Here is an 11,814-nt window from a genome sequence, read left to right on the forward strand (position 1 = left end):
GCTAGTTTAAAGAATTTTTGCCAAAATTGCAGTTTCAATCGCAGCCAGCCGCAGTTTTGTTACAATGGGCGTCACCTGCATTATGAGTTGATAGCATGCATATTCACATTCTGGGAATTTGTGGCACTTTTATGGGCGGCATCGCGGCCCTGGCCAAAGCCTTAGGTCACCGGGTGACGGGCTCTGATAGCAATGTGTATCCACCGATGAGCACTCAGTTGGAAGCACTTGACATAACACTGACCAGTGGGTTTGAACCGGCTCAGCTCGACCCTGCCCCTGACCTGGTGATTATTGGCAATGCCTTGTCCCGCGGCAACCCTTGTGTCGAAGCGGTACTGGATCGGCAATTGCCTTACACCTCCGGTGCCCAGTGGCTATCGGAACAGGTGCTGCAACAGCGCTGGGTGCTGGCTGTGGCTGGCACCCATGGCAAGACCACTGGCAGCAGCATGCTGGCCTGGATTTTAGAGCAGGCCAGCTTAAAGCCTGGTTTTTTGATTGGCGGAGTGCCGCCTCAGTTTGAGGTCTCGGCCCGGCTTGGTCAGAGTCCGTTTTTTGTGATTGAAGCCGACGAGTACGACACGGCATTTTTTGATAAGCGCTCCAAGTTTGTCCATTACCGGCCCCGTACTTTGGTGATCAACAACCTGGAGTACGATCATGCGGATATCTTCCCCGATTTAGCCGCCATTCAGCGCCAGTTTCATCATCTGATCCGAACGGTGCCTGCCAGTGGTTTGATCCTGACACCAGCGCAACAACCTGCTATCGAACAGATGCTGGCGGAGGGCTACTGGAGTGAGCGGCACAGCTATGCGGCTCAGGCCAGTGCAGGTTCAGCGACCGAAGCACAGTGGCAAAGCCGGTTACTGAAAGCTGATGGTTCGGCTTTTTCGGTGTGGCTGCAAGGTGAGTTGCAAGGTGAAGTGCACTGGGACTTACTGGGCCAGCACAATGTCGATAACGCCATGATGGCCATTGCAGCTGCCCGCCATGTTGGAGTGCCGGTCAGCGTTGCTATCGAGGCACTGTGCATTTTTCAGGCACCGAAACGACGGCTGGAGCTGCTTACCGAGGCGGGTGGGGTGCGCTTGTACGATGATTTTGCCCATCACCCCACAGCCATTCAAACGACCTTGCAGGCACTGCGTGCTAAAGTGGGCCAAAACCGTATTCTGGCCGTACTGGAAGCGCGCTCCAACACCATGAAACGTGGGGTGCATCAACAGGCGTTGCCAACCGCGTTGGCTGCTGCCGATCAGGTGTTTATTTTTCAGGCCAAAGGCGCCGCCGATGGCATGCAGCAAGTGGCGGCAGTTTTGGGCGAAAAAGCCCGGCTGTTTGATGAGCTAGGTTTGTTAGAGCAGGCGGTACTGGCGGAGCTTAGCAGTGGCGATCAGCTGCTGATCATGAGCAATGGCGGCTTTGGCGGTTTGCATCAGCGGCTGCGTAAGGCCATCGAATTAAGGGAAGCAGAGCATGTCGGATAAACCCATACAGCAAATTACTCTGGCCTTTACCGGTGCCAGCGGGGCACCTTATGGCTGGCGCTTGTTGCAGTGTTTGCTGCAACAGCAGGTGCAGGTCCATTTGCTGATTTCCAGCGCAGCCCGGGTCGTTTTTGCCACCGAGCATGGCACTAAGCTATCGGCAGCACCGGAAAAATGCCAGGCGCAATTGGTTGAATTGCTGAAGTGCTCACCCCATTTACTCAAGGTCTATGGCAAAGACGACTGGTTTTCACCGGTAGCCTCGGGGTCGGCGGCGCCTAAGCAGATGGTGGTCTGTCCCTGCTCAACCGGCACCCTGGCAGCGATCGCCAACGGTGCCAGTGAGAATCTGATTGAGCGTGCCGCCGATGTGGTGCTAAAAGAACGTGGTCAGCTGATTCTGGTACCACGGGAAAGCCCGCTCAATGCCATTCATCTGGAGCATATGCTTAAGCTGGCCCGGCTCGGCGTAACCATTATGCCTGCCGCACCCGGCTTTTATCACAACCCAAGCTCGATTGACGATCTGGTGGACTTTATGGTGGCCAGAATGCTGGACCATCTGGGGCTGGAACAACAACTGTTGGCCCGTTGGGGCTATCAGGGAGAAGCGCATTGACACTGGCACTGAATATTAAGCAACTAAGCAAGACCTACAAAAACAAGGTAGAGGCGCTCAAAGGCATTGACCTGGAAGTAAAGCAGGGGGATTTCTTTGCGTTACTTGGCCCCAATGGCGCCGGTAAAAGTACCACCATTGGCGTGATCAGTTCGCTGGTAAATAAGAGCGGTGGCACTGTCGAGGTATTTGGCCACAATATCGACCAGCAGTTAGAGCTGGCGAAAAGCCAGCTGGGCTTGGTGCCGCAGGAGTTTAACTTCAACCAGTTTGAAACCGTGCTGCAAATTGTGGTGAATCAGGCTGGTTACTATGGGGTGCCAAAAAAGTTGGCCTTAGTTCGCGCCGAAAAATACCTGAGTCAGTTAGGGCTTTGGGACAAGCGCAACAGCCGGGCACGGGAGCTATCCGGTGGCATGAAGCGCCGGCTGATGATTGCCCGCGCTTTGATGCACGAGCCCAAACTGTTGATCCTGGATGAACCGACCGCCGGGGTAGATATTGAGCTGCGCCGCTCGATGTGGGAGTTTTTGCGTCGCATCAACCAGCAGGGCGTCACCATTATTCTGACCACTCATTATCTGGAAGAGGCCGAGATGCTGTGCCGTAACATCGCCATCATCGATCAGGGCCAGATCATTGAAAACACCGGCATCAAAGCCTTGCTCAGCAAGCTAAGCCAGGAAACCTTTGTGCTGGATGTCGACACCAACCCGGCTGAATTGAAGCTGGATGGTTTTCATTACCGGCTGCTGGATGATCACAGCCTGGAAGTGGATGTGGAAAAATCAGCCGGATTAAACGATATCTTTAGTCGCTTAACCGAGCAACAGGTCAAGGTACTGTCGATGCGTAACAAAGCCAACCGGCTGGAGGAGCTGTTTGTGACATTGGTCGAGCAAGGGCGGGGAGAGCAAAGCGCATGAGTCAGCAGACCTTTTCCAAAGCCAACTACCTGGTAGCACTGAAAAGTATTTTAAATAAAGAAACCAACCGTTTTCTTCGGATTTGGGTGCAAACCCTGGTACCACCAGCCATTACCATGACGCTGTATTTTGTCATTTTTGGCAGCCTGATTGGCTCACGCATCGGCGAGATGGGCGGCTTCAGCTACATGGAGTTTATTGTCCCTGGCCTGATTATGATGTCGGTGATCACCAGCTCTTACGCCAACGTCGCGTCCTCGTTTTTCAGTGCCAAGTTTCAGCGTAATGTCGAAGAACTGCTGGTTGCACCGGTGCCCAATTACATCATTGTGCTGGGCTATGTCGGTGGTGGCATGGCGCGCGGTATTCTGGTAGGCCTGATTGTCACCCTGGTGTCTTTGCTCTTTGTCCCTGTGCAGTTGCACAACATTGGTATCATTGTGCTGACAGTGCTGCTGACTTCGATGGTGTTTGCCCTGGGGGGCCTGATCAATGCGGTCTATGCCAAGACCTTTGATGATATCAGCATTATCCCAACCTTTGTGCTGACGCCACTGACGTATCTGGGCGGAGTCTTTTATTCGTTGCAATTGCTGCCTGGTTTCTGGCAGCAGGTGGCGGCGCTCAATCCAGTGGTCTATATGGTTAACGCCTTTCGCTTTGGTTTTTTAGGCATCAGTGATATCAGTTTGTGGCTGGCCTTTGGCCTGCTGTTGCTGTTGATTGTGCTACTGTTTAGTTATGCGATGTACTTAATCAACAAAGGCATTGGTTTACGTAGTTAGTGTTGATGCGACGGAGGCTGGCTATATGACAACCTTGCCAGCCGGGCTTTGCAGTTTTTTGCAGACTTTTCGCATGGCATGCAGTAAAGTAAATGCCCTTTTTTGTAGCACCCTTACCGGCCAAAGAGCCGGGGTCAACGAGCAGGATAGATGTGAGTAAACGGCAGGCGACAGCATCGGAAGAAGCACTCTGGCGGATTTTTACCGTGCCGGAAGCGCCGGATTCCACGCTCAGCAAAATTGAGCAGAATATATCGCAGAATCTGGCCGGATTCCTGCGCGAAAGCATTGTGGCGGTGGAAAAACCGCTGTGGCAAATCGAGCGTGACTTCCAGGATTTTCAGATCCCGTTGGCGCCACAATTTGTTTCTGATTATGCCGATGCCATGATGGAAAAGCTGGTGGCGCATTCGGTGCACACTGCTTCGCCCAGTTTTATTGGCCATATGACTTCGGCCCTGCCGTATTTTGTGCTGCCACTGTCGAAAATGATGGTGGGGCTGAATCAGAACCTGGTCAAAATTGAAACCTCCAAAGCTTTTACGCCGTTGGAGCGTCAGGTGCTGGGCATGATGCACCACCTGGTGTATCAGCAAGAGGCTGGTTTTTACAGCAAGTGGATGCACAGCGCCAATCACGCGCTGGGGGCTTTTTGCTCGGGTGGCACCATCGCCAACATCAGCGCTTTGTGGATTGCCCGAAACCGCTTATTGGGACCAGATGGCGACTTTAGAGGCATCGCCCGTGAAGGCTTGTTCCGTGCGATGAAGCACTATGGTTACGATGGTTTGGCGGTGTTGATCTCCGAGCGCGGCCATTATTCACTGGGCAAGGCCACCGATGTGCTGGGCCTTGGCCGTGATGATTTGATTGCAGTTAAAACCGATGGCAACAACAAGGTCGATATGGCCGAGATGCGCCGCATTTGCGCCGAGCTGCAAGCCAAAAATATCCGGGTGCTGGCGGTGATTGGCGTGGCTGGTACTACCGAGACTGGCAACATCGATCCCTTGCATCAACTGGCTGATTTGGCGCAAGAGCTGCAATGTTGTTTCCATGTCGATGCAGCCTGGGGTGGAGCAACCTTGTTGTCGGAGAAATACCGGCACTTGCTAAGCGGCATTGAACGGGCCGACTCGGTCACCATCGATGCCCATAAACAGATGTATGTGCCGATGGGCGCCGGCATGGTGGTGTTTAAAGACCCATCCAGCGCTCATGCGATTGAGCACCACGCCGAATACATTTTGCGTAAAGGCTCCAAAGATTTGGGTAGCCAAACGTTGGAAGGCTCCCGTCCCGGCATGGCAATGCTGGTGCATGCCTGTTTGCAGGTCATTGGCCGCGATGGTTACGAAATTTTGATCAATCGCAGTTTGGAAAAAGCTCGTTACTTTGCAGAGTTGATTGAGGCACATAACGAGTTCGAATTGATCAGCGAACCTGAGCTGTGTCTGTTGACGTATCGTTACGTGCCAGCCGAAGTCCAGCTGGCTTTGCAGAAAGCCAGCCCGGAGCAGCGTGAAAAAATCAACGAGCTGCTAAATAGCCTGACTAAATTTATCCAAAAGCGGCAACGTGAGCAGGGCAAATCCTTTGTGTCCCGTACCCGCTTAACACCGGAGCAGTACCAGCGTCAGGAAATGATCGTATTCCGGGTAGTACTTGCCAACCCGCTGACTACCCGGGATATTCTGCACGATATCCTGCAGGAGCAAACTGAGATTGCCCGCCAAAGCCGGCAGGTATACCCCAAGCTGATGCAGTGGGTGAAAGAGCTGGCGGCTTAAAGGCGACTGTTCTGTAACGATGAATGCATGGAGACGTGGGTGAAGAAAGTACTCTGGCTGCTGGGCGCTGCACTGTTGCTGGTGTTCTGGTGGCTGCAAAGTCGCCAGGAGCTTTCGCAGCAGCAAAGAGTACCAGCCCCACTTTCAGAGCCGTCACTCGCTGTTACACAAACTTCCCCAGCTGTTTCTACACTGTCTCAGCTTGACTCTGAGGTGTCGCCGGAGTGGGCTGGCGCTCGGACTGATCGTGAATGGCACGAGAATGTTAGCCCGCCTGAAACAGCAGACCAAAGCGCTGCAGAGTCACTGCATTGCCCTGGCGTGGAAGAGTTACATGCGCACCCTGGACGCTCTGAGCTGGACACCTGGTTTCAGCAGGACCTGATGTTTAATAACTGGAGTGAAGACTTTTTCTGGCAAATGGGCGAAGCTGGTATGTTGCTTGAAGCGCAGGCTGGCAATGTCTTGGCGATGCGTGCTTTGGCTCTTTATTATGGCGAGCCGGGCGTTGAACTGACCGATTCTGAGCAACAACCAGAACGAGAACCGGATCGACATCAGGCCCGGTTTTGGTTGTATCAGGCAGCATTGGCGGATATGCCAACCACCTTCACCATCAATGCATTGCTTTTTCTGGATGAGGCAAATCAGCTGGAGCTTACTTATTCTGAGGATGGTGTCTTACCTGAGCCATACTTCAGTCAACATCGAGAGCTGCTGATTGCTGCGCTGGCTCAGAAAAAATTCGATCTCTGGGTAACTCCTGTGTTGCAGCAGATGTCCGCGGGTTCTGGTTCCTGGTTAGCGCATTTAGCATTCTCGGAGGACGAAGTTCAGCAGGCAGAAGAACAACTGGCGGCTCTGAAAGCTGAGTGGCGTTTTCACCGCAGCCAGCGTGGTCAGTCAGAACACATTGAAATACAGATGCCCCCTGAAGTAGCCGAGTGGTTTGAGTTATCCCGATTGGCCGCGGAATGCTGGTAGTAGCTGAGGCCTGCTAAGACAGCACCGACTATCTTAAAAGGCGCTGAGTAGCCAGAGTGCTATCGCCACTGTACTCAACACGATTGCACAGCCATAACACAGCCATTTAGCCAGTTGGCCATGGGCCAGCTTCAGATCGTGCAAGCCGTGGTGAATGCGATGCATGGCATGAAACAGTGGCAGCACCAAGGCCCCCAGCACCACCCCCAGCCCCAGCGGATGAAACACCAGCGCATGCAGCCGCTGATAGCTGAGCTGCTCTGCACTGACAAGCCCAAGCGGGATGCCCAGCAGCACCAGCAAGGCGATGGCCGGGACCAGCATCGCCACGCAAACACCACCGGCACTAAACAGCGACCACCAGATAGGCTCATCCGAGCGGCGTGGGGTTGTCTGAGGGGGGTCTTGCTTATTGGTGCGCATCCAAACCTCCTAACAGCCACCACAGCGCCACGAAAACCAGCAACACCCCGGCCCACTGGGCACTTACCATCAGCCAGGCGGGCAAGGTGCGGCTGCCAAGGCGCAGCGGCATCACTTGTGGAAAGAGCACAAAGAAAGTCCAGGCATGAAACAAGCTGGCCACCAGCGCCAGGCTATTCAGTGCGATGACCCAAGGCTGTTGCAACCAGCTAAGGTACTGCAGCCAGCTGGCTTCGCCTTGCCCCAGTGCATAGAGGCCATACAGCAGGCTGGCGACAAAAAACAGCAGTGGCAGTACGGTAGCTTCACGCAGCATGTAAAAGCGGTAGGCCGGATGCTTTAACCACCAGCTGGCCGGCATCGTTGGCTGATAGGGTTTTCGGCTCATTTGCTTTGCTCCTTAGCCGGCTTGAACCACTGAATCACCCCATCCAGTGTCGAGGCGATCTTGCCCTGATTCACGGCCGCAGCAGGATCCACGCCCTTAGGGCAAACGGTCGAGCAGTAACCAACAAAAGTACAGCCCCAGACGCCGTTGTCGCTGTTTAGTTGCGCCATGCGCTCAGCCTTGCCGCTATCGCGACTGTCCAGATTGTAGCGATGCGCCAGCGCAATGGCGGCCGGGCCCAAAAAATCCGGCTTTAAGCCAAACTGCGGGCAGGCAGCATAGCAAAGACCACAGTTGATGCAGTTGGAAAACTGCTTATAGCGCGCCAGCTGGGCCGGTGTTTGCCGGTGGGGTTGGCCTGGTGGCGCTGCCTCGGCAATCAGGTAGGGCTTTATGGCGGTTAAATGGTCCAAAAAGCGCGACATGTCCACGATCAGATCTTTTTCCACCGGGAAATTACCCAGTGGAGCCAGTTGCAGGCCTTTGGGGTAATCGCGCAAAAAGGTTTTGCAGCCAAGCTTGGGTACGCCATTGACCATCACACCGCAGGAGCCACAAATCGCCATCCGGCACGACCAGCGGTAGCTTAAGCTGCTGTCCTGCCCGGCTTTGATTTGCTCCAGCGCATCCAGCACCGAGGTACTGTCGTCGTACTCGACACGAAAATCTTGCCAGTGGGGGGCGTTGTCCTGCTCTGGCTGGTAGCGTTGCAACCGGATCGCTAGGGTTGGCATTAACAGCTCTCCTTGGGTGGCTTGTCCGTTTGTGGTTGACCGCCATAGCGGCGCTCAGCCGGTGGCGATAAACTGGTATCCACTGTCTGCCATTCAATGCGGGCTCCGGAGCCAGCTTGATAAAAGGCCAGACTGTGGCGCAGAAAGTCCTGATCGTTGCGGTTGGTAAGGCCTGGCTCCTGACGCTGATGGGCACCCCGCGACTCTTTGCGCTCAAGCGCTGCCTGACACATGGCTTCGGCCACATCCAGGCCAAAACCAAGCTCAAGTGCATGCAGCCGCTCGGTATTAAAGGCTTTGCCGGTATCTCCAAGGCGCAATTGCTGGTAGCGGTGTTGCAGCTGCCCTAAGGTGCTGAGTGTCTGTTGCAGGCCAGCTTCGCAGCGATAAATACCACAGCCTTGCTCCATGCTTTCAGCCAGTTGCTGGCGCAGTTCGTGCCAGCGTTCGGTGCCGTTGCCGCTGTGTAGTCTTTTCAAGGGGCTAACAGCCTGTTCAGTCAGTTTGCTGATTAAGGCGTCTGTAGCAGCCGGATGTGGCTCACTGGCAACCCGGGCGGCTTCACGCCCTGCTACCTTGCCAAACACCAGCAGTTCGGTCAAAGAGTTGGAGCCCAGCCGGTTGGCACCATGCAGCCCGATTGAGGCGCATTCGCCAACCGCATAAAGACCTGCAATGCTGGTGGCGCAGTTCGCATCGGTTAAAATACCGCCCATGGTGTAATGCACCGCCGGGCGGATCGGAATAGGGCTTTTAACCGGATCGACATTGACATAGGCTTTGGCCAGCTCGCAGATAAAAGGCAGTCGCTCCAGCAGGTAGCGCTGACCCAAGTGGCGTAGATCCAAATGCACTACTTCGCCTTGCGGGTGTGAAATGGTGCGGCCTTGTTGCTGCTCGTGCCAGAAAGCCTGAGATAACTTGTCGCGAGGCCCCAGCTCCATGGTTTTATTCTGCGGCTTGCCCAGCGGTGTTTCCGGCCCCAGGCCATAATCCTGCAAGTAGCGGTAGCCCTCTTTATTTAGCAGGATGCCACCTTCGCCCCGGCAGGCCTCGGTGATCAGGATGCCGGAACCCGGTAAGCCGGTTGGGTGGTACTGCACAAACTCCATATCGCGCAGTGCCACGCCATGACGGTAGGCCAGCGCCATGCCATCGCCGGTGACAATGCCGCCATTGGTATTAAACTGATAGACCCGGCCAGCGCCGCCGGTGGCCAGAATCACGCTGGCAGCTTTAATTTGCACCAGTTCGCCGCTGGCAATCTCAATCGCCAGCACGCCATAGCAGCGCTGTTCATGCACCAACAAATCCAGCAGAAAGTACTCATCCAGCCGGTTAATTTGTGGGTACTTCAGCGAGGTTTGAAACAGGGTGTGCAGGATATGAAAGCCGGTTTTATCGGCGGCAAACCAGGTGCGCTCGGTTTTCATGCCGCCAAAGCGCCGCACCTGCACCTCACCGCTTTGTTGCCGGCTCCAGGGGCAGCCCCAGTGCTCCAGCTGCACCAGCTCTTCAAAGGCGTGTTTGACAAAATAATCCACCACCCCTTGCTCGGCCAGCCAGTCGCTGCCAGCCACGGTATCGTCAAAGTGTGCTTGCAGGCTGTCGTGGCCCAGTGTTACCGCTGCAGCACCGCCTTCGGCGGCTACGGTATGCGAGCGCATCGGGTATACCTTGGACAGCAGGGTCACCGACAGCTTAGGGTTGGCTGCGCTGGCAGCGATAGCACTGCGCAGGCCAGCACCACCACCGCCGACAACCAGCACATCGGTGCTGAGTGTTTTGACAATTTCAGGCATCAGGCTACCCCTTGCAGTTTCGCCAGCACCAGTCCCAATAACACCAGAGCGGGCAGGGCATGGGTTAACAGCACATTGTGTCCGAGCACGGCTGCCAGTTGATCCTGGCCTTTGCCCTGACTGTGGTGGCTTGTATTGATCGCATGATGCAGCGATCGGATCACACGTACTGCCAATGGGAGTGATAGCAGGCCCAGTAAAGCGGCAGCAGGCAGCCAGCCTTGCCAGGCGGCAATGCCGAGCAGCAGATAACACGCCAGCAGCAAAGCACTGAACACCCGGGCGGCTTTGGCCTGGCCCAACACAATGGGCAGATGACGGCGGCCAACCTGGCGATCGGCTTCGATATCCGGAAATTGATTCAGCAACAACAAGTTGCTAATCAGCAGTGCCAGCAAGGCTGATAAACTTAAGGCCAGCGCATCGGGCTGGCCGGTCAGCACCCAGTAAGCGCCGAGTGTCATCAAAGCACCAAAGCCAATACCAGGTGCCAGCAGGCAAAGCAGTGGTGATTTGTTGATGTAATCGGTGTAGCTGTAGATAAGCAAAACCCCGGGTAGACCCAGCAACAACAGACGCCAATCGATCAGTGCACTGAGCGTAAGGCCAATGGTACTGACCAGTAGCAAACTGCCAATCGCCAGCCAGAGCGCGAGCTGAGCTTGCTCTGGCGCTGCGACCAGAGTGCCGCTGCCGCCACTAAAAGGCGTGCGTCGGGTCAGAAAATCCAGCCCGGAGCGAAAATCAAAGTATTCGTTAAAGGCATTCACGCTGATATGTGCTGCCAGTGCCATCAACAGCACCAACAGCAGCAAGCCAATGGAGAAGCTACCCTGCTGATACCAGCTGCCAGCCGCAGCCAGTGCGATGCAAAGGACGGTCAGAGTTAAAAACGGTAACCGGGCAACACCAAAGAAAATTTTAAACACAGATCCCTCCTGAATGATTCTGCTAGAGTATAGCAATGAATCGTGACAGCTCTTGATCCAGCCCAAGCTTAACACATAAACCCTGGAGAAATTGCTATTGCCAAGTAGTGGATTGATTTAACCGGCTATTTTGAGCTGGTATTCTCAAGTACAGGAGGCATTGATGGCGCAGTGGGTAGAGGCTGAAGTCACAGAGAATTACGCCTGGCACTCAGATTTATGCAGCTTGCGGGTGAATGTACCCGGCTTTGATTTTATCGCCGGCCAGTTTGTCCGGCTGGCGGTGGAAACGGCAGAAGGGCGCCTGCAACGTGCTTATTCACTGGTCAATGCCCCTGGCGATTCTCAGCTGGACTTTCTACTGACACCGGTAGCCGATGGCAAGGTGTCGCCAAGGTTGCATGCACTGCAAGCCGGTGACCGGCTTTGGGTAAGTCAGCCTGCAACCGGCTTCTTTACCCTGGATGAGGTGCCCGCAGGCGATACGCTCTGGCTGATTGCTACCGGTACCGGCATCGGGCCTTATTTGTCCATGCTGGCCACCAACGAGCCCTGGCAGCGCTTTGGACGCATCGTGTTGGTGCATGGCGTACGGCAGGTGCAGGATCTGGTCTATCGTGAGCGGATCGCCAGTTGGCAGCAGCACTACTCCGACCAATTTCATTATCAGCCGGTGGTCACCCGGGAATCACACCCCGATGCGCTGCAAGCGCGCTTACCGCAGCTGATTCAAAACCGGCAGTTGCAACAGGCTGCTGCGGCGCAATTTGATTTAACCAGCCAAGTGATGCTGTGCGGTAATCCGGAGATGATTAAAGCAGTACGGGCCGAGCTGGAAATCTTGGGCCTGCGCAAAAATCTGCGCCGTACGCCAGGTCATATTACGGTTGAACAATACTGGAACTGACCCCATGCTTTCCTACTGCAGTGAGAATTCTGTA

General features: G+C 54.9%; 12 protein-coding genes. 7 read left to right on the forward strand and 5 right to left on the reverse strand.

Annotated features, from left to right (window positions below; translation table 11 throughout):
- Positions 1 to 95: 95 nt before the first annotated feature.
- The 6 genes from mpl to QWF21_RS03590 all read left to right on the forward strand — a co-directional run bounded on the left by mpl (position 96) and on the right by QWF21_RS03590 (position 6,597).
- A complete protein-coding gene (mpl, locus tag QWF21_RS03565) occupies positions 96 to 1,493 on the forward strand; it encodes a UDP-N-acetylmuramate:L-alanyl-gamma-D-glutamyl-meso-diaminopimelate ligase (RefSeq protein ID WP_330086664.1) in 1,398 nt (465 codons plus the stop codon).
- Positions 1,483 to 2,112, forward strand: coding sequence for a flavin prenyltransferase UbiX (locus QWF21_RS03570; RefSeq protein WP_330086665.1), 630 nt, complete (start codon positions 1,483 to 1,485; stop codon positions 2,110 to 2,112). The genes mpl and QWF21_RS03570 overlap by 11 nt, the downstream gene beginning before the upstream one ends.
- On the forward strand, positions 2,109 to 3,038 hold the full coding sequence (locus tag QWF21_RS03575) for an ABC transporter ATP-binding protein (RefSeq protein ID WP_330086666.1): 930 nt from the start codon (positions 2,109 to 2,111) through the stop codon (positions 3,036 to 3,038). Before QWF21_RS03570 ends, QWF21_RS03575 begins: the two co-directional genes overlap by 4 nt.
- A complete protein-coding gene (locus tag QWF21_RS03580) occupies positions 3,035 to 3,823 on the forward strand; it encodes an ABC transporter permease (protein ID WP_330086667.1) in 789 nt (262 codons plus the stop codon). Before QWF21_RS03575 ends, QWF21_RS03580 begins: the two co-directional genes overlap by 4 nt.
- A 92-nt stretch (positions 3,824 to 3,915) precedes the next feature.
- Positions 3,916 to 5,613: a pyridoxal-dependent aspartate 1-decarboxylase PanP gene (panP, locus tag QWF21_RS03585; RefSeq protein ID WP_330086668.1), complete on the forward strand. Its 1,698-nt coding sequence runs from the start codon at positions 3,916 to 3,918 to the stop codon at positions 5,611 to 5,613.
- Positions 5,614 to 5,652: 39 nt separating this feature from the next.
- Positions 5,653 to 6,597 (forward strand): hypothetical protein, encoded by a 945-nt coding sequence (locus tag QWF21_RS03590; RefSeq protein WP_330086669.1) that lies wholly within the window; start codon positions 5,653 to 5,655, stop codon positions 6,595 to 6,597.
- A gap of 33 nt (positions 6,598 to 6,630) precedes the next feature.
- Here QWF21_RS03590 and frdD read toward each other — a convergent pair whose 3' ends face one another.
- Genes frdD through QWF21_RS03615 form a run of 5 tightly spaced genes read right to left on the reverse strand, consistent with a single transcriptional unit; the run spans position 6,631 to position 10,873 of the window.
- The gene (frdD, locus tag QWF21_RS03595; protein WP_330086670.1) at positions 6,631 to 7,020 is read right to left on the reverse strand and encodes a fumarate reductase subunit FrdD; all 390 of its coding nucleotides are present in this window, start codon (positions 7,018 to 7,020) and stop codon (positions 6,631 to 6,633) included.
- The gene (locus QWF21_RS03600) at positions 7,007 to 7,408 is read right to left on the reverse strand and encodes a fumarate reductase subunit C (RefSeq protein WP_330086671.1); all 402 of its coding nucleotides are present in this window, start codon (positions 7,406 to 7,408) and stop codon (positions 7,007 to 7,009) included. The genes frdD and QWF21_RS03600 overlap by 14 nt, the downstream gene beginning before the upstream one ends.
- Positions 7,405 to 8,142: a succinate dehydrogenase/fumarate reductase iron-sulfur subunit gene (locus QWF21_RS03605; RefSeq protein ID WP_330086672.1), complete on the reverse strand. Its 738-nt coding sequence runs from the start codon at positions 8,140 to 8,142 to the stop codon at positions 7,405 to 7,407. The genes QWF21_RS03600 and QWF21_RS03605 overlap by 4 nt, the downstream gene beginning before the upstream one ends.
- Complete coding sequence (gene frdA, locus QWF21_RS03610) at positions 8,142 to 9,944, reverse strand: fumarate reductase (quinol) flavoprotein subunit (RefSeq protein ID WP_330086673.1); 1,803 nt, start codon at positions 9,942 to 9,944, stop codon at positions 8,142 to 8,144. Before frdA ends, QWF21_RS03605 begins: the two co-directional genes overlap by 1 nt.
- Entirely contained in the window at positions 9,944 to 10,873 is a 930-nt protein-coding gene (locus QWF21_RS03615) for a prenyltransferase (RefSeq protein WP_330086674.1), read from the reverse strand. The genes frdA and QWF21_RS03615 overlap by 1 nt, the downstream gene beginning before the upstream one ends.
- A 163-nt stretch (positions 10,874 to 11,036) precedes the next feature.
- Here QWF21_RS03615 and QWF21_RS03620 point away from each other — a divergent pair, with 163 nt between their 5' ends.
- On the forward strand, positions 11,037 to 11,780 hold the full coding sequence (locus QWF21_RS03620; RefSeq protein ID WP_330086675.1) for a ferredoxin--NADP reductase: 744 nt from the start codon (positions 11,037 to 11,039) through the stop codon (positions 11,778 to 11,780).
- The last annotated feature ends 34 nt before the right edge of the window (positions 11,781 to 11,814 follow it).

Source organism: Alkalimonas mucilaginosa (genome assembly GCF_036327005.1).
In the GTDB taxonomy this organism is placed as follows: domain Bacteria; phylum Pseudomonadota; class Gammaproteobacteria; order Enterobacterales; family Alteromonadaceae; genus Alkalimonas; species Alkalimonas mucilaginosa.

Excerpts from the sequence above, each read along its gene's own strand:
- frdA (WP_330086673.1), bottom strand. The coding sequence starts at position 9,944 with ATGCCTGAAATTGTCAAAACACTCAGCACCGATGTGCTGGTTGTCGGC.
- QWF21_RS03580 (WP_330086667.1), top strand. The coding sequence starts at position 3,035 with ATGAGTCAGCAGACCTTTTCCAAAGCCAACTACCTGGTAGCACTGAAA.
- QWF21_RS03570 (WP_330086665.1), top strand. The coding sequence starts at position 1,483 with ATGTCGGATAAACCCATACAGCAAATTACTCTGGCCTTTACCGGTGCC.
- QWF21_RS03620 (WP_330086675.1), top strand. The coding sequence starts at position 11,037 with ATGGCGCAGTGGGTAGAGGCTGAAGTCACAGAGAATTACGCCTGGCAC.
- QWF21_RS03600 (WP_330086671.1), bottom strand. The coding sequence starts at position 7,408 with ATGAGCCGAAAACCCTATCAGCCAACGATGCCGGCCAGCTGGTGGTTA.
- mpl (WP_330086664.1), top strand. The coding sequence starts at position 96 with ATGCATATTCACATTCTGGGAATTTGTGGCACTTTTATGGGCGGCATC.
- QWF21_RS03605 (WP_330086672.1), bottom strand. The coding sequence starts at position 8,142 with ATGCCAACCCTAGCGATCCGGTTGCAACGCTACCAGCCAGAGCAGGAC.
- panP (WP_330086668.1), top strand. The coding sequence starts at position 3,916 with ATGCCCTTTTTTGTAGCACCCTTACCGGCCAAAGAGCCGGGGTCAACG.
- frdD (WP_330086670.1), bottom strand. The coding sequence starts at position 7,020 with ATGCGCACCAATAAGCAAGACCCCCCTCAGACAACCCCACGCCGCTCG.